The sequence below is a fragment of the Microbacterium sp. KRD172 genome, from assembly GCF_017168295.1.
In the GTDB taxonomy this organism is placed as follows: domain Bacteria; phylum Actinomycetota; class Actinomycetes; order Actinomycetales; family Microbacteriaceae; genus Microbacterium; species Microbacterium profundi.
In genome coordinates, this window is the sequence record NZ_JABFAS010000002.1 from 1,094,112 (window position 1) to 1,110,613 (window position 16,502).

The following is a 16,502-nucleotide window of genomic DNA, read 5'->3' on the forward strand; positions in this document are numbered from 1 at the left end:
TCTGAGGTATGAAGATGACGAATGTGCCGGGCTGGGTAGAACGTTCGCCGATTATCGGCGTCGTCTACGCGGCCCGGCGCTTCGAATCTCCAGAGTTCCGATACGTCGGAATCACGACCAAGACGACAGAGGTGCGTCGCCGGCAGCATCTGAAAGCCGCACGAGCAGGCACGAAGAATCCGTTCTATGACTGGTTGCGAACCATGCAGACCGATGAAGACGTCTACTTCCAGCCGATGGAGCTCGTGACTGCTGGCGAGCTTGAAGATCTCGGCGCAGCGGAACAACGTTGGATTGCCGAACTACGAGGAAACGGACATCGGCTCCTGAATCTGTCGGAAGGCGGGCTGGGCCCGCGTGGGCATGTGTGGACCGTCGAGCAGCGGAAGGCCGCAGGCGATCGCGCACGAGGACGGAAGAAGAAGCACGTGCCCACCGGCCCTGATCATCCCAGCTGGGGTCAGCGTCGCACGGACGAGCAGAGGGCACGTTGGTCCGCTCAGCGCAAGGGAATGAATACGGGTGAGGCGAATCCGAACTTCGGAAAGTTCGGATCGGATCATCCGTCGTACGGGCACACGATGTCTGACGAATCGAAGGCACTTCTCTCCGAGATGAGGCAAGGGCCGAACAATCCCAACTTCGGCAAGTCCGCCAGCGCAGAGACTCGCGCGAAGATGTCGGCGGTTCGCAAAGGAAGACCCATGCCGTCAAGCGTCCGAAGTGCGCACACACGGCACCACACCAACAAGGGTGTATTCAAGGAGACCTGTCGGCATTGCATCGCTGACAGGCAAGAGTCCACGGAGACAAGGAAAGACGGATGACCCCCCCAGAGAAGCTCAAGCTGGTCGAGCACGTGCAGGCGATCAACTGGAACCGCATCGAGGATGACAAGGACCTTGAGGTCTGGAACCGTCTGGTGAATAACTTCTGGCTGCCCGAGAAAGTGCCGCTGTCGAACGACGTGCAGTCGTGGAACACCCTGTCGCCGGAAGAGCAGCTGCTCACGATGCGGGTGTTCACGGGTCTCACGCTGCTGGACACCATCCAGGGCACTGTCGGCGCCGTATCGCTGATCCCCGACGCGATCACCCCGCACGAGGAGGCGGTGTACACCAACATCGCCTTCATGGAGTCGGTGCACGCCAAGAGCTACTCCTCGATCTTCTCGACGCTCGCGTCGACGAAGGAGATCGATGAGGCGTTCCGGTGGTCCACGGAGAATGCGAACCTTCAGAAGAAGGCGCAGATCATCATGGATTACTACACCGGCGATGACCCGCTCAAGCGCAAGATCGCCTCGACGCTGCTCGAGTCGTTCCTGTTCTACTCGGGCTTTTACCTCCCGATCTACTGGTCGTCCAAGGCCAAGCTGACGAACACGGCCGACCTCATCCGCCTCATCATTCGCGATGAGGCGGTGCACGGGTACTACATCGGCTACAAGTTCCAGAAGGGGCTCGAGAAGGAGACCCAGGAGCGCCGTGACGAGCTGAAGGACTACACCTTCAACCTGCTCTTCGAGCTATACGACAACGAGGTGCAGTACACGCAGGACCTCTACGACGGTGTCGGCCTGACCGAAGACGTCAAGAAGTTCCTGCACTACAACGCCAACAAAGCGTTGATGAACCTCGGTTACGAGCCGATGTTCCCGTCGACCGTGACGAACGTGAACCCGGCTATCCTGTCCGCGCTCTCGCCGAACGCCGACGAGAACCACGACTTCTTCTCGGGCTCGGGTTCGTCGTACGTCATCGGCAAGGCCGAGGCCACCGAGGACGACGACTGGGACTTCTGAGTCGCTGACTCAGCCGAGACCCCGGCGAAACAGCTGGTCAGAGGCCCGGATCCGCGAAATCTCGCGGGTTCGGGCCTCTTTCGTGGCATCACTGAGGTCGAACTGCGAGCGTCATCGGGATGTGCGGGATGTCGTCCTCTTCGTACGGGCTGCCGGAGCGGACGAACCCGAACCGCTCGTACCAGTGCTCGAGGTGTGTCTGCGCGTCGAGATGGATATGAAGGCCGGGCTCCAGGTCTCGGCATCGCTCGATCGCTGCACGCATGAGTTCGGCGGCGTATCCGCGTCCGCGGGCCGATTCAGCGGTGGCCACGCGCCCGATCCGGATTGCCGTGTCATCCCGAAGGATCCGCAGGGTCGCCACGATCGCGCCGCCTTCCTCGCACCAGAGAAGCTCAGCGCCGGTCTCGATGTCGCGCCCGTCCACTTCGGGATAGGCGGCTTTCTGTTCGACGACGAAGACGCTCACGCGCAGCCAGAGGATGCGATACAAGGTGACGGGATCGATCTCGGACACGGCGGCGCGGCGGAATTCAGGCACCTGCCGACCGTATCCCCGAGTTCTGAACGGAAGCGCAACACCTCGTAGGTTGTGGTTATTCACACTCACGACCTGAAGGGTTGCGCTTCCTTGACCGCACATTACCGTCATCTGACTCTTGAAGACCGGATCGAGATCGAGCGGCTGCTCGAGAAGGGCACCAGCCTGGCGGAGATCGCCCGCCAGATCGGCGTGCACCGCTCCACCATCAGCCGGGAACGCCGCCGCGGATCGTGGCAGCCCGAACATGATCACGCGAACCTGCGCCCGTACCTGCGCAACCGACTCGATACCCGCGGCCCGCACGAGCGGCTATATCTGGGCGGGCAGGCGCAGCTGCACGCCGATACCCGCACGGCGCGTTCGCACCAGCCGTACCGGATGCTCCACGACCAGCTCGTGGATTGGGTGATCTCCGCACTTCGGCGCGGGTGGACCCCGGCGGAGATCTCCGGGCGGCTGCCGCTCGAGTTCCCCGACGATGCACGGATGCGCGTCGGAGTCGAGACGCTCTACGCATGGATCTACGCCCCCGAGCAGAAGCACCGACAGCTCTGGCAGTACCTGCCTCGCGGGCAGCGCAAGCGCCGCCGCCGACAGGGCCGGCGGGTGCATTCCGAGCGGATCAAGTGGACGAGATCGTCACCGAGATCAACAACCGACCCCGCCGAGTCCTCGGCTGGGCAACCCCCGCCGAGATCTTCAACGAACTATGCTCAAGCCAAGCCACACCACGTTGCACCTCGAACTAGAACCCGGGATCGCGCCGGCACGGGCGCGCAGCGCGTAGGCTCCTTGAAATGGGCAGACGAGGACTCCGCGTGAGCAGCAATCGACTGATCAACGCGCGCAGCGTCGCACGTTGGATCCTCGCCGCAGTCCTCACGACGACCGGCGTCGGGCACCTCACCTGGGGCAGGCGCGGCTTCCGCATCACCGTGCCCGATTGGGCGACCCGACTGCTGCGCCTCGACAAAGACGCGATCGTGGTCGCGTCAGGAGTCGTGGAACTCGCACTTGCGGGAGCACTTGTCGCGCTTCCCAAGGAGCGCACGCGCGTCGGCTGGGCGGTGGCGGCGTTCTTCGTCGCCGTGTTCCCGGGCAACGTGCATCAGTGGCGCACCGGACGGTCGGCGCCGATGCTCGACACCGATGGCCGGCGTCTCTTCCGACTGTTCCTCCAGCCGCTCCTCGTGCTCTGGGCGCTGTGGAGCACCAGCGGGCCGTCCGGGCGCCGCTGACATCCGAAGACCGGCGCGATACGGTGTGCTCATGAAGACCGTGCCGTTCGGAAGCTCGTCCGCGCCTGCCGTCATCGCAGGGATGATGCGCATCAAGGACAAGGAGGATGCGCAGATCCGCGAGCTCTACAGATCGGCCCGCGAATCGGGGATAGATTTCTTCGATCATGCCGACATCTACGGCGGGCGGATGCACGCCTGCGAGGAGCGCTTCGCCGAAGCGCTGAGTCTGTCTCCGGCGGAGCGTGATGAGATCACCATCCAGACGAAGTGCGGGATCGTCCCGCAGGACGGCACGTTCGACTTCTCCTACGAGCACATCCTGCGCCAGGTCGACGGATCGCTACGCGCGCTGGAAACGGACCGGATCGACGTGCTCCTGCTGCACCGCCCCGACGCCCTCGTCGAGCCGGAGGAAGTGGCTCGTGCGTTCGACGAACTCGAGGCGTCGGGAAAGGTGCGCGCCTTCGGCGTCTCCAACCACACGCCCCGCCAGATCGACCTGCTGCGCACTGCTGTGACGCAGCCGCTGGTCGCCAATCAGCTCCAGCTCTCGCTGACCCAGGCGCCGATCATCGCGCAGGGCATCGCGGCGAACATGAGCGGGGCCGACCAGGCCCTCACCCGTGACGGCGGAGGAGTGCTGGAGTACTGCCGCATCAACGCGATCACCGTCCAGGCATGGTCGCCGATGCAGGCCGCGGCGGGTGCCGGCACGTTCGTCGGCAATCCGGACTACGCCGAGCTGAACGACGTTCTCGATCGGCTCGCCGATCTGCACGGCGTCACGCCCACCGGAATCGCGGTCGCCTGGATCACGAGGCATCCCGCGAACATGCAGGTCGTGATGGGCACCACCACGCCGGAGCGTCTCGCGGCGGCAGCCGCCGGATCCGACGTCGCTCTCACCCGCCCCGAATGGTACGAACTGTTCCGGGCCGCAGGACACATCGTTCCGTAGGGTTCATCGCGACAGCATCCGGCGCCGTCGCCCCGGCGCGGTAGGCTGGACACGGCATTCACAACAGGAGGCAACCGTGATCATCAGCTTCATCGTCTACTTGGTGCTCTTCATCGGCGGCATCGTGCTGATGGGCATCTCGCACGGCCTTCCTGATTTCCAGGCACTCGTCTTCGGTGCCGGCCTCGCAGCATTCTGCCTGTCGATGGCGTGGATCATGCGCGCAGGCCGCAGCGGAGCCACCCGCCGCTCGGACAACTGGGATGGCGGCCCTTCGACGAGCTGAGTTCGCTCAGGCGTGTTTCGCGAGTCGCGCCTCGATGTTCGCCTTCACCGCCGGCCACTCCGGCTCGATGATGGAGAACTCCACGGAGTCGCGCAACGCGCCGTTGCGGTAGCGCGAGATCGCCCGCATCACGCCATCCTGCTTGGCTCCGAGGCGTTCGATCGCCGCGCGGGATTGGAAGTTCACCCACTGGGTGGTCAACCCCACGCGGAACACGCCCAGCGTCTCGAACGCGTGCGTGAGCAGCAGCAGCTTCGACTCGGCGTTCGTGCCGGTGCCGTGCGCGGTCGGGCGGTTCCAGGTGTAGCCGATGTGCAGCCTGGGCACGTCGGCGACCAGGTCGTAGTACGTCGTCATCCCGATCACACGACCGGATGCGTCGAAGGCGGTGAACGGCACCATCTCGCCCTTCTCGGCGAGTGCGAGCCTGCGATCGATCTCGGCCGCGACGCCGTCAGGGGCGGGGACAGACGTGTACCACGCCGTCTGCCACAGGTCGTTCTCCTGTACGGCTTCGATGAGACCGTCGCGGTGCGAGCGGTCCAGTGAGCGCAGTTGCACCAGCCGTCCGGTCAGCGTCACAGGTCCGGGAACGGTGCGAAAATCCATGGCGACATTCTACGAGCGGCGGCTAGGGTGAAAGCATGCCGTTCATCTCGATCCTCGTCATCGCACTGATGATCTTCGCGCTGATCGACGTCATCACGCGCGACGATTCGCAGGTGAAGCACCTGCCGAAGATGGTCTGGGTCATCATCGTCATCCTGCTGCCGCTGATCGGCAGCGCGCTCTGGTTCGGTCTCGGCCGCGAATATGCCGGCGGCGGCATATCGATGCCGCGGATGCCGCGACGCACTGCCGCACCGATGACGCAGACGCCACCTGCAACGCAGACCTGGACGCCGCCGACAGAGGCCCGCACGACGGAACAGCAGATCGCCGACCTCGACCGAGAGATCGCGGAGTGGGAACTGCGTCAGCAGATCGAGGCGCGCAAGCGCGAGCACGGCGAACCGGACACGGCGTGACCGGCGTACGGCGCGCCGTCCTCGGCGGGGGAAGCGGTGCGCTCGGCAGCGCACTCGCTCGCGCTCTCACCGACGACGGATACGACGTGCGGGTGATCGGTCGCAACGGCCCCGATGCGCGGTGGGATGACCCCGACGGCATCCTGCGTCTCGTCGACGGTGCGGAGCTCGTGATCGGGCTCGCCGGAAAGTCGGTGAACGCCCGCTACACCGACGCGAACCGTGACGAGATCCTGCGCTCGCGGGTGGACACCACCCGCGCACTGAACGAGGCGATCGGCCGTGCCGAGCATCCGCCGCTCGTGTGGATGAACGCGAGCACGGCGACCCTGTACCGCTACGCCCTCGATCGTCCGCAGACCGAGAAGGACACCGACTTCGACACCGGATTCTCGCCCGATGTCGGACGCAACTGGGAGGCCGAGCTCTTCCGCGGCGACCTGCCAGGGACACGCCGCATCGCGCTGCGCACCACGATCGTGCTCGGCGAGGGACCGGTCGGCGACGTGCTCTTCCGTCTCGCACGGTTCGGGATCGGCGGCCCGCAGCACGATGGATGGTGGTTCCCGCATCGCCGATACCGCGGAATCGGCCCGCATCCGACCGAGCATCGGCAGTCCGGCATCCGCTCTCGTGGACGTCAGCGGTTCAGTTGGATCCACATCGACGACTTCGTCGGCGCGATCCGGTTTCTCCTCGACCATCCTGAGATCGACGGACCGGTCAACATGGCGGCGCCCGGTGCGGTGGAGAACCGCGAACTCATGGCCGCGCTGCGGCGCACCGTCGGCATGCCGTTCGGTCTGCCGGCGTGGCGATTCATGCTCGAGCCGGCGATGTGGATGCTGCGTACAGAGCCCGAGCTCATCCTGAAGAGTCGCTGGGTCGCGCCGGGTGTGCTCTCAGACGCTGGATACGAGTTCGCTCATCCAGAACTCGGGGAAGCGCTCCGCGACATCCGCGGGAGCTGATCAGCCGAAGGACGCCCGCACTGCCGGTTCGAGCGTCGGATAGGTGAACTCGAACCCGGCGTCCGTGAGCTTCTCGGGAAGCACCCACCGGCTCTTCAGGATCAGCTCGGTCTCGGTGCGAATGCCGATGGCGCCCAGTTCCAGCATCCACCGGGGCATCGGCGGGCCGATCCGCACGCCGAGAACCCTTCGAACCGTCGCCATGAATGTGGTGTTGTCCACAGGATGCGGGGCCGCCGCATTGACCGGCCCTTCCAACTCGGGATGATCCTCGATGAAGTCGATGATCCGGCCGATGTCGTCGAGATGCACCCAGCTGAACCTCTGTCGGCCGTGCTTCGCACCGGGCAGATGCGCGGTCCCGGCGGCTCGTCGAGCTTTCGACGCCGGCCACCACCCGTCGTGCTGGGCGCCGCCCAGACCGATTCTGGCGAGATCCCTCAGTGGCCCGAGCACGCCGCCTTCGCCGAGCACGATGGTGCTGCGCAGTGCCACTCGTCGAGTGCCACGAAGCTCCTCGGCGAAGAGTGCGTCCTCCCACGCCTTTGCGACCTCCACCGAGAACCCGGTGCCCGTCTCTCCACCGTCCTCGGTCATGGGGCGGTCCTCAGCGTGACGGTAGATCGTCGCGGTCGAGGAGTTCACCCATACCGGTGGCGGGTCGGCCGCAGCTCTGATCGCAGAGCTGAGCGTTGCCGTGGTGTCGAGACGCGAGCGGAAGATCTCCGCCCGGTTCTCCGGGGTGTAGCGGCAGTTCACGCTCTTCCCGGCGAGTCCGATCACGAGCGCCGCACCGTCGACGGACTGATCGATTCCGGCCTGATCATCCCAGCGCAGGTCGGCGCCGGAGCGCGATACCGTGACGAATTCTCGCCCCTCAGCGCGATACTTCTGCTGCAGGTGCTGTCCCATGAAGCCGGACGACCCGCCGATCACCACCCGCCCGGAACTCACGCGATGCCGCCCGCTCAGCGCTCGCGCAGACGCACCAGCCGCTCGTGCCCTGTCTCCTCGAGTTCCGTGATCTCGTCACGGGACTTGAGGAAGTCGGAGAACGACCGGTAACCGAGCGCCTTCTCGCTGAACGACGGATCCATGCGGCGCATGTGTGTCTTCACCGCCGAGCTGTGCAGCCATTCGTCGGCGTCCGCCTTGTCGTGGCCGAGGCGCAGTGCACGCTCGAGCAGCAGCGTCGCCTCGTCCTGCTCGGTGAGCGCCGTGGTCTCGATCTCAGGCGGCGCGGTCTCCGCCTCGGTGGGCTTGGTCGCCTTCTTGGCACGCGTCCGCGGGGCCTTGGCCTTCGCCGGTGCTTCTGCATCGGCATCCGCTTCGGTTTCCGTCTTCGGAGCCGCGGCGACCGGTTCCGGCTTGGCCGCGACCTTCTTGACCGCCGGACGCACCACGCCGGGCAGCGAGTCGTACGACTCGAACTCGTCGCATGCCGCGGCCAGCGACTTCGCGGTGGAGCCGGCCACGCCGACGCCGATCACGTAGCGACCGAGGCGCTTGCAGCGCTGCGCGAGCGGCACGTAGTCGCTGTCGCCGGCGACGAGCACCACGTGGGTGAGGTCGGAGAGGCGGAACATGTCTTCCACGGCATCCACGGCGAGGCGGATGTCTGCGCCGTTCTTGGCGTACGCAGCGGCGGGGAACAACTGCACGAGGTCGACCGCGCGTGCGACGAGCTGCGAGCGGTACTCCGCGTTGACGGGAGAAGACCAGTCGGCGTAGGCGCGGGTGAGCACCAGCGTGCCGAACGACGCGGCGTAGTCGATGATCGCGCCGACCTCGATCATCGCCGCTTTGAGCCGCTCGACGACCTCCGGGTCGTGCGGGTTCTCGGCGATGCGCTGGCGATCCTTGCCGTAGGCGTTGCGGCCATGGACGCGGTCGTACCAGGAGATGACGATGTTGTCGAAGTCCAGATAGACGGCGACGCGGGGATCCTGGGTGTCAGCCATGGTCGCGCTCCTCACCGGGGTAACTCACGCCGATCTGGGCGCGGATCTGGTCCAGCGTTCCCATGATGGCGACGCTCTCCGCGACGGGAAGGGGCAGCAGACCGCCCGCGACGTCACCGGCGGCCACCGCACCTTCGGCTGCGAGTGCCTGGAACTGCATGCCGCGCCCCTCGACCTCGGAGGTGTAGGTCTCGCGCACCGTGCCGTCCGGCGCGACCACGCGGAACGTCGTCGGCATGTACCAGACCCGATCGATGTCGATCCGCGCCTCGGTGCCGATGATCGACGCGGCATTCGGCCCGGCCGCCCTGGACGATGACAGGCTCGTGGAGACCGCGCCCCCCTCGTGCGTCATGATCGTCGCGACCTCGGAGTCGGCGCCGGTCTCGACCAGCCGCGCGGTGGCCTGGATGCTGGTCGGTGCGCCGAGCACGTCCCAGATGAACGAGATCGGATATATGCCGAGATCGAGCAGGGCACCGCCGCCGAGCTTCAGATCGTTGAGGCGATGCGCGGGGTCGGAGCTGATGAGCTGCGTGTGATCGGCCGTGACGGCGCGGATCTCGCCGAGGGCGCCTTCCGCGAGCAGTTCGCGGATGCGCACCATGTGCGGCAGATAGCGCGTCCACATCGCCTCCATGGCGAGCAGGCCACGTTCGGCGGCGATGCGCTGCAGATCCTCCGCCTCGGCGCGGTTGACGGTGAACGCCTTCTCGACGAGCACGTGCTTGCCGTTCTCCAGAGCGAGCTTCGCGTGGGCGTGGTGCATCGGATGCGGCGTGGCGACGTAGATGATGTCGACGTCGGGATCCGCGACCAGCGCCTCGTACGACGGGTGGGCGTGCGGGATGTCGAACTTCGCGGCGAACTCGTCGGCGGAGGATTGCGAGCGCGAGCCGACGGCGACGAGATCACGCCCTGAGGTGCGCAGATCGGAGGCGAAGGCGGACGCGATGCCGCCGGTTGCGAGGATTCCCCAGCGAAGACCAGTCATGTTCTCAGCGTAGAGCAGTCGCGAGCGCCTCCTGCGGCACGAGCGGGAAGACCTGCTCGGCGATGCGGTCGAGCTCCTCGTCCAACGGTGATGCCTGGATCAGCAGCAGGGTGATGCCGGCCTCCGCATAGTCGTTGATGCGCTCGGCGACCTGCTCGGCCGTGCCGACGAGGTTCGGACGCAGCCCCCGCGTGCCGACGGAGTACTCTCGGCGGGTCAGTTCCAGCGACAGCTTCGAATTGCGCTGGAACTCCTCGAAGGACGCGTAGCCGGGAGAGTCGGGATCCACCGTCGTGATCCGATCGAGCTCGCGCTGCGCTTCAGCCTCGGTGTCGCGGACGATAACATACGCCGGCATCCCGAATTCTGAGATCGGGTGGCCGTGGATCCGCTCGGAGCGGGCATTCATGTCCGCGACGTTGCTGCGCACCTCGTCGAGCGTGCCGCCATGCATGACGTAGGCGTCCGCGAAGTCGGCGATGGCTTCGCGCCCTGCGTCGCTCTCACCACCGGCGAAGACCACGGGATGCGCCTGAGGCTTAGGCTCGACGATCGTGCCGTCGAACTCGTAGTGATCGCCCGCGTACGAGAACGGCGTCTGCTCCCACAACCCGTTCAGCACCTCGACGAACTCCTTCGCCTGGGTGTAGCGCTCGTCGTGCGCCGGGAAGTTGCCGCCGAACTGGCGGGCCTCCTCGGCCCACCACGCGGCCACGACGTTCAGAGACACGCGCCCCGGGGCGATGCTGTCCAGCGTGCTGACCGTCTTCGCGAGCACGGCGGGCAGGTGGAAGCCGGGACGCACGGCTGTCATCACGCGAAGGCGATCCGTGACGGCGAGGATCGCGGCCGACAGCGACCACGCCTCGAGGCTCGGCGCCTCGATGCCTTTTCGGTCGTTGAGATACAGCTCGGGAACGAGCGTGGTGTGGAATCCGAGTCTGTCGGCCTTCACCGAGACCTCGCGGATGTGCTCCCATGTGGCCGCCATTCGACCCTCGTCGGTGACGTTGCGCAGGAATCCGCCGTATACGGGTGTCCAGTATCCGAGATTGATGCTCATGATGTCTCCTGGTTGGGTGCGCCGCGTGGCGCTGCGGGTGAGGGCGATGCTCAGATGCGCGCGAGCGCGCTGTCGAGGTCTGCGATGAGGTCGCCGGGATCCTCCAGCCCAGCACTCAGCCGGATCGTGTTCAGCGAGATGCCTGCCGCGGCGCGCTGGTGCGCGTTCAGGTGGGAATGCGTCATGGATGCCGGGTGCGAGACGAGGCTGCGCGCATCGCCGATGTTCGCCACCAGGCGGAAGACCTCGAGGGAATCGACCACTTGCGCGACGCGGGTCTGGGCGCCGGAATCCTCGACACCCGCGAGATCGAACGAGAGCACGGAGGGTACGCCCCGCGGCAGGTAGCGTTCGGCGAGCGCATGCCAGCGGTTGCCGGCGAGTCCGGGGTGGTGGACGGCGGCCACCTTCGGATGCTGCGACAGATGCTCGGCGATCGTCAACGCCGTCGCGCTCTGACGCGCCACCCTCAGATCGAGCGTCTCGATGCCCTGCAGGATCTGCCACGCGTTGAACGGTGAGAGGGACGGCCCGAGATCGTGCACGTACTTGGACTTCACCAGCGCGGCGAAGGCCTGGCCGATCCCGAAGCGCTCCCAGAGCACGAGCTCGCCGAACCGCGGATACGGAGCCGTGAACTGCGGCCATCGCTCGGGCTGCGCGCCGAAGTCGAACGAGCCCTGATCCACGACGACACCACCGAGCGATGTGCCGTGGCCGGAGAGGAACTTGGTCGCGGAGTGCACGACGAAGTCGGCGCCGTGCTCGCCGGGGCGGATCAGGTACGGCGTCCCCACCGTGTTGTCGATCACGAGCGGTACGCCCGCCGCGTGGGCGATGTCGGCGACGAGGCGGAAGTCGAGCACCTGGGCGATCGGATTCGCGATCGATTCCGCGAAAAGTGCACGGGTGGTCGGGCGGATCGCGGCCCGCCACGCCTCCGCGTCGTCCTGGTCGACGAACGTCACCGCGATGCCGAAGTCGTCGAACGTGTCCTGGAAGAGGTCGACGGTGCCGCCGTACAGCTGGTTCGCCGAGACGATGTGACCGCCGCGGCCGGCGAGTGCCATCAGCGTGACCGCGACAGCCGCCTGGCCGGAGGCGACGGCGACGGCTGATGATCCGCCCTCCAGTGCGGCGACGCGCTCTTCGAGCACCTGCTGGGTGGGGCTGGCGTTGCGGCTGTACAGGTTCCCGGCCCGGCGCAGCGCGAACAGGTCGGCGGCGTCGGCGAGCGAGGCGAACTCGTAGGCGGCGGTCTGATAGATCGGCGGAACCGCGCTGTTCTGCGGGACTCCGGTAGTGTAACCGCCCTGCACCTGCTGCGTCGAGAAAGCGGTCATGCGGCGGCTGCCCCCACCGCTCCCTGAGCCTGCCGAAGGGGCCGCACGACAGGGGCGTGCACGTCGCCGCCGCGCAGCCGCTCGAGCCACAGCACGACGGATGCCGCGACGCTGCGATGCGACTGGTCGTTCAGTGCGTCGTGCAGGCCGTCGACGGTCTCGATCAGTTCGAGGTCGGGCACCGCGCTCAGCAGCGCGCCGGCCTCGGCGAAGGGGGAGACCGCGTCCGCGGATCCGTGGAACGCGAGGATGGGCACGGCGATCGCCGCGAGGTCGGGTGCGGCCGGCGCCCGTTCGACGCTCGCGCTGGCAGTGCGCGATTCGGCCGTGCCGAGCACGCCGAGATGGACGGGGCACGCGGTGCGCTGCTCGTCGGTCGGCTCATCGGCGCCGTCGACCTCGACCGGTGTGCCGGCGACGATCGCACCGTCGGGCGTCTCTCCCTGGGAGAGCACGCGCAGAACGGCCGCCGCGCCGGTGTCGGAGCCGACCAGGACCGTCGGCACGTCGTCGATGCCGGCCAGCCAGGCCGCTGCGGCGTCAGCGTCCGCTTCGAACACGGCCACGGTGTAGCCGTCGGCGCTGATGCGCCTTCCGAAACGCTCGTACACGGGTGCGCGCTCGCCGCGGCCCGTGACGACGGCGAGGATGCCGCGCACGCGGGCAGGGGGCGTCCAGATGGCTGCGGGGGAACTCGTGGTCATGCGTCCATAGTGAGCGCTGATCAGGTGCGCGCGACACGCATGTGTCGAACTGTTGCAGTCTGTGTCGTCCCGCATCGGTGCTGCTGGTTCGCGGTTGCGTGGCCTTCTACTTTCACATCCATGACTTCACGACACCCCTTCGCGTCACTTGCCGCTCTCAGCGTCGCAGCCCTCGCGTTCACCGGATGCGCCGCGTCTCAGGCCCCGGCCGACGACAGCAGCGGTACCAGCTCGCTCACCTGGGGGTGGCGCCTGCCCACCAGCTGGGACCCGGTGACATCGACCGCCGGCTGGGATACGCACGCACTGGCGCTCGTGTACGACGGGCTCACGCAGCTCGACACCGAAGGCGAGCCTGTGCCGGGATTGGCCGAGTCGTGGGAGTACAACGCCGATGGCACAGCGATCACGTTCTACCTGCGCGAGGACGCCGCGTTCAGCGACGGCACCGCGGTCACGGCAGAGGCCGTGAAGCTCAACCTCGAGCGCGGGCGAGACCAGGAGAACTCCACCCTGGCCGGACAGCTGCGGATCATCACAGCAGTCGACGCCGTCGACGAACGCACCGTGACTGTGTATCTCGACCAGGCCGACTATCAGGTGCCGTACCTGTTCGCCGGCAAGACCGGATTCATCGTGAACCCGGCGGCTTTCGACGACGTCACCACTCTCGCGACGCAGCCAGAGGGGGCCGGCCCCTTCGCGTTGACCGAGTACGTGCCGAATGCGCGCGCGACGCTCGAGAAGAATGACGAGTACTGGAACGCCGATCACATCTTCATCGACGATCTGTCCGTCGTCCCGGTCGCAGACGACGCGACCGCGGTCGCCGGCGTGAAGACGGGGCAGTGGGATGTCGCGATCATCCCGGCTTCACAGGCGGAGGCCGCGGCATCCGCCGGTCTCGACATCGAGGAGATCAAGGCGCTCACGGTCAGGGCCCTGGATGTCAACGGCACGGTGGCACCGTTCGACGATCAGAGGGTGCTGCAGGCGATCAGCCATGCCACCGATCGTCAGGCGCTGATCGATTCGACGTACTTCGGGAGCGGCACCGCGAACTGGCAGCCGTTCCCGGACGGCTACGTGGCGCACAGTGAGGAGCTGGACGATCTTTATCCTTACGATGTCGAAACCGCGCAGGAACTGCTCGCCGAGGCAGGCTACCCGGACGGCATCGACATCACGCTCACACTCGGCGAGGACGACACGGCGCTCGCCGAACTGCTGCAGGCGCAGTGGGCCGAAGCGGGCATCCGCGTCACGCTGAACATGCAGGCCGGCGCCGCGATCTCGCAGAATTACGTGCAGCGCACTTTCCCGTTCGTGCTCGACAGCTATTCGGGTCGCCAGTCGCCGCTGCAGGCGCTCGAAGTGCTCTACGGGCCGGAAGGACTGATGAACCTCGGTCGCCAGACGCCGGCGGAGCTCACGGCGGCGATCGACAAGGCGCGCGCCACACCGACTGACGACCCCGCGTATGCCGAGACCATCCAGGACGCCGTCGAGGTCGGGGTGAAGCTGCAGCCGAACACTTTCCTGTTCAGCTGGCCGCGCATCCTCATCCATCCCGACAACATCACCGGCATCCGGCACTGGCTCGATGTGCAGCGCTGGGAAGACGTGAAGGTCGAGGGCTGATGGGCTCCGTGCTCACCACGCTCGGGACGGCGGTCACGGTCTTCGTGCTCGCAACCTTCGCCACCTTCGCGCTGGGGGCTGCGAGCGGATCCAACCCGGCAGCGGTCGCGCTGGGTGAGGTCGCCACTCAGGAGGACATCGATCGACTCAATCACGTCTTCGGGCTCGACCGTCCGTTCCTGGTGCGCTACCTCGACTGGATCTCCGGCGCGGTGACCGGCGACCTGGGGGCGAGCTGGTTCACGACCATCCCCGTGGCGGACAGCATCGCGCAGGCGTTCCCGGTGAGCCTGTCGATCGCCAGTGGAGCGATCCTGCTCGCGCTGGTGTTCGGATTCGCGGGAGGCCTCCTCGCCGCCACGAACCGCGGCGGTATCGTCGACCGCGCCGTGACCCTGCTGACCACCGTGTCGGCGACCGTCCCCGCATTCGTCGCGGCGATCGCGCTCATCCTGCTGTTCGCCTACGCGATCCCGATCTTCCCCGTCGCGGGATACGTGCCGCCGGAGCGGGATCTGGGCGGCTGGCTGCTGTGCCTCGTGCTGCCGGCTCTCGCATTGAGCCTGGATGCCGGCGCCGACATCGCCAGGCAGCTGCGCACATCGCTGGTCGGCACGCTGCAGGAGAACTTCATCATCGGCGCCCGCGTGCACGGTCTCGGCCCGGGCCGGATCGTGCTCAGGCACGCGCTGCCCATCGCGTCGACCCCCGCGTTGTCGGTGCTGGCTGTGCACGCTCCCCGGCTCGTCGGGGGAGCAGTGATCACCGAGGTGATCTTCGGAATGCCAGGACTCGGGCAGCTTGCCAACCGCGCAGCGCTGCAGGGCGACGTCCCCGTCGTGCAGGGCGTGCTGCTCATCACGATCGCGATGGTCATCGTCATCGGCGTGATCATCAACCTCGTCATCGCCCGCGCCGGCGGCACCGATCGGAGCGCTGCATGAACGCCCTTGCACGCCTGTGGGCAGCCGGATGGACCGTGCGCATCGCGATCCTCGTCATCATCGCCGTGTCCGTGATCGCGGTCGCCGGCCCCTCGCTGGCGCCGTACGATCCACTCGGGCAGGACACCGCGAACGCCCTGCAGGATTCGTCGCTCGCGCACGTGCTCGGTACTGACTATCTCGGCCGCGACGTGCTCTCGAGGCTCCTCGCAGCGGCGCCGGCCTCGCTGCTGAGCGCTCTCGGAGCGGCTCTCATCGGACTCGTGGTCGGAGCAGTGCCCGGCGCTCTCAGCGCCTTCGCACCCAGGGCCGGCGAATGGCTCTCGCTGCGCGTCGTGGACGCCCTGCTGTCGCTGCCGTTCATCCTGTTCGCGATCGTGTTCGCAGCGCTGCTCGGCAACGGCCTCGTCCAGGCGACGCTGGCGATCGGCATCCTGATCGCACCGAGCTTCTTCCGCATCGCGCGTGCGGCGACGCTGCGGGTACGCGACTCGCAGTACGTCGAGGCGGCCATGTTCCTCGGCGCATCGGCGTGGTGGGTGCTGCGTCGGCACGTGTGGCGTCAGGTCGCACCGAATCTCATTGTCGCTTCGGTCTCCGCGCTGGGCGGAGCGCTGCTCGCAGTCGCCTCGCTCACCTTTCTCGGCATCGGCGTGCAGCCGCCGGCGCCGACCTGGGGCGGGATGCTCTCGAGCGATCTCGGCTATCTCGGCCAGCGGCCGTTCGGTCCGGTGGCGCCTGCGCTCGCCATCATCATCACAGTCGGCGCGCTGAACCTGCTCGCGGACGCGGCCCGCGATGTGCTCGGAGCGGATGCCGTGACCGCACGCCCCGCACGCAAGGAGGTCGCCCATGTCTGAAGATCGACGCCGGGCCGCCGTCGCGCCGTTGCGTCTGACGGACGTTGTTGCATCTGACGGAGCATTTCCGGCAGAACCTCCGTCACATGCAACAACCTCCGCCGGGCGTAACACGCATGGGTCGGATTCCCGCCTGCTCCCGCCGTCCTTCGACGAGAGC

General features: G+C 66.9%; 19 protein-coding genes. 11 read left to right on the forward strand and 8 right to left on the reverse strand.

The window, feature by feature from the left end; translation table 11 throughout:
- Positions 1 to 8: 8 nt before the first annotated feature.
- Both J1M43_RS05595 and nrdF read left to right on the forward strand, forming a co-directional pair.
- The gene (locus J1M43_RS05595; protein ID WP_033106722.1) at positions 9 to 827 is read left to right on the forward strand and encodes an NUMOD3 domain-containing DNA-binding protein; all 819 of its coding nucleotides are present in this window, start codon (positions 9 to 11) and stop codon (positions 825 to 827) included.
- Positions 824 to 1,804, forward strand: a complete 981-nt coding sequence (nrdF, locus tag J1M43_RS05600; RefSeq protein ID WP_033106723.1) for a class 1b ribonucleoside-diphosphate reductase subunit beta — start codon at positions 824 to 826, stop codon at positions 1,802 to 1,804. The genes J1M43_RS05595 and nrdF overlap by 4 nt, the downstream gene beginning before the upstream one ends.
- Before the next feature lie 88 nt (positions 1,805 to 1,892).
- On the opposite strand, the gene J1M43_RS05605 is transcribed toward nrdF, so the two are convergent.
- Positions 1,893 to 2,345: a GNAT family N-acetyltransferase gene (locus J1M43_RS05605; protein ID WP_033106765.1), complete on the reverse strand. Its 453-nt coding sequence runs from the start codon at positions 2,343 to 2,345 to the stop codon at positions 1,893 to 1,895.
- A 90-nt stretch (positions 2,346 to 2,435) separates the two neighbouring features.
- Between J1M43_RS05605 and J1M43_RS05610 the strand changes: the two genes are divergently transcribed.
- The 4 genes from J1M43_RS05610 (at position 2,436) to J1M43_RS05625 (ending at position 4,833) form a co-directional block, all read left to right on the forward strand.
- A complete protein-coding gene (locus J1M43_RS05610) occupies positions 2,436 to 3,170 on the forward strand; it encodes a helix-turn-helix domain-containing protein (protein WP_206476201.1) in 735 nt (244 codons plus the stop codon).
- Positions 3,146 to 3,586, forward strand: coding sequence for a hypothetical protein (locus tag J1M43_RS05615; RefSeq protein ID WP_052167005.1), 441 nt, complete (start codon positions 3,146 to 3,148; stop codon positions 3,584 to 3,586). The genes J1M43_RS05610 and J1M43_RS05615 overlap by 25 nt, the downstream gene beginning before the upstream one ends.
- A 31-nt stretch (positions 3,587 to 3,617) precedes the next feature.
- Positions 3,618 to 4,547: an aldo/keto reductase family oxidoreductase gene (locus J1M43_RS05620; protein WP_206476202.1), complete on the forward strand. Its 930-nt coding sequence runs from the start codon at positions 3,618 to 3,620 to the stop codon at positions 4,545 to 4,547.
- A 76-nt stretch (positions 4,548 to 4,623) separates the two neighbouring features.
- On the forward strand, positions 4,624 to 4,833 hold the full coding sequence (locus J1M43_RS05625; RefSeq protein WP_206476204.1) for a hypothetical protein: 210 nt from the start codon (positions 4,624 to 4,626) through the stop codon (positions 4,831 to 4,833).
- A 6-nt stretch (positions 4,834 to 4,839) separates the two neighbouring features.
- Here J1M43_RS05625 and J1M43_RS05630 read toward each other — a convergent pair whose 3' ends face one another.
- Positions 4,840 to 5,442: a GNAT family N-acetyltransferase gene (locus J1M43_RS05630; RefSeq protein WP_206476206.1), complete on the reverse strand. Its 603-nt coding sequence runs from the start codon at positions 5,440 to 5,442 to the stop codon at positions 4,840 to 4,842.
- A 35-nt stretch (positions 5,443 to 5,477) separates the two neighbouring features.
- On the opposite strand from J1M43_RS05630, the gene J1M43_RS05635 reads away from it, so the two are divergent.
- Together J1M43_RS05635 and J1M43_RS05640 are read left to right on the forward strand one after the other, a co-directional pair.
- A complete protein-coding gene (locus tag J1M43_RS05635; RefSeq protein WP_033106770.1) occupies positions 5,478 to 5,861 on the forward strand; it encodes a PLD nuclease N-terminal domain-containing protein in 384 nt (127 codons plus the stop codon).
- Positions 5,858 to 6,832 carry an epimerase gene (locus J1M43_RS05640; protein WP_206476208.1) on the forward strand — a complete coding sequence of 325 codons (975 nt, stop codon included), beginning with the start codon at positions 5,858 to 5,860 and terminating at the stop codon, positions 6,830 to 6,832. The genes J1M43_RS05635 and J1M43_RS05640 overlap by 4 nt, the downstream gene beginning before the upstream one ends.
- Here the strand turns inward: J1M43_RS05640 and J1M43_RS05645 are convergent, their stop codons facing one another.
- From J1M43_RS05645 to J1M43_RS05670, 6 genes are read right to left on the reverse strand one after another with little or no spacing between them, the layout of a single operon-like run.
- Positions 6,833 to 7,786 (reverse strand): epimerase, encoded by a 954-nt coding sequence (locus J1M43_RS05645; protein WP_206476210.1) that lies wholly within the window; start codon positions 7,784 to 7,786, stop codon positions 6,833 to 6,835.
- 14 nt (positions 7,787 to 7,800) lie between these two features.
- Positions 7,801 to 8,793, reverse strand: a complete 993-nt coding sequence (locus tag J1M43_RS05650; RefSeq protein ID WP_033106773.1) for an NYN domain-containing protein — start codon at positions 8,791 to 8,793, stop codon at positions 7,801 to 7,803.
- A complete protein-coding gene (locus tag J1M43_RS05655; protein WP_206476212.1) occupies positions 8,786 to 9,787 on the reverse strand; it encodes a Gfo/Idh/MocA family protein in 1,002 nt (333 codons plus the stop codon). The genes J1M43_RS05650 and J1M43_RS05655 overlap by 8 nt, the downstream gene beginning before the upstream one ends.
- A 4-nt stretch (positions 9,788 to 9,791) precedes the next feature.
- The gene (locus tag J1M43_RS05660; RefSeq protein ID WP_241245194.1) at positions 9,792 to 10,850 is read right to left on the reverse strand and encodes an LLM class flavin-dependent oxidoreductase; all 1,059 of its coding nucleotides are present in this window, start codon (positions 10,848 to 10,850) and stop codon (positions 9,792 to 9,794) included.
- A gap of 50 nt (positions 10,851 to 10,900) precedes the next feature.
- Entirely contained in the window at positions 10,901 to 12,193 is a 1,293-nt protein-coding gene (locus tag J1M43_RS05665; protein ID WP_206476214.1) for an O-acetylhomoserine aminocarboxypropyltransferase/cysteine synthase family protein, read from the reverse strand.
- Entirely contained in the window at positions 12,190 to 12,897 is a 708-nt protein-coding gene (locus J1M43_RS05670) for an alpha/beta hydrolase (protein ID WP_206476216.1), read from the reverse strand. Before J1M43_RS05670 ends, J1M43_RS05665 begins: the two co-directional genes overlap by 4 nt.
- Before the next feature lie 120 nt (positions 12,898 to 13,017).
- Here J1M43_RS05670 and J1M43_RS05675 point away from each other — a divergent pair, with 120 nt between their 5' ends.
- Genes J1M43_RS05675 through J1M43_RS05685 form a run of 3 tightly spaced genes read left to right on the forward strand, consistent with a single transcriptional unit; the run spans position 13,018 to position 16,342 of the window.
- On the forward strand, positions 13,018 to 14,538 hold the full coding sequence (locus J1M43_RS05675) for an ABC transporter substrate-binding protein (RefSeq protein WP_206476218.1): 1,521 nt from the start codon (positions 13,018 to 13,020) through the stop codon (positions 14,536 to 14,538).
- Entirely contained in the window at positions 14,538 to 15,482 is a 945-nt protein-coding gene (locus J1M43_RS05680) for an ABC transporter permease (protein ID WP_234001124.1), read from the forward strand. The genes J1M43_RS05675 and J1M43_RS05680 overlap by 1 nt, the downstream gene beginning before the upstream one ends.
- Positions 15,479 to 16,342, forward strand: coding sequence for an ABC transporter permease (locus J1M43_RS05685; RefSeq protein WP_206476220.1), 864 nt, complete (start codon positions 15,479 to 15,481; stop codon positions 16,340 to 16,342). The genes J1M43_RS05680 and J1M43_RS05685 overlap by 4 nt, the downstream gene beginning before the upstream one ends.
- The last annotated feature ends 160 nt before the right edge of the window (positions 16,343 to 16,502 follow it).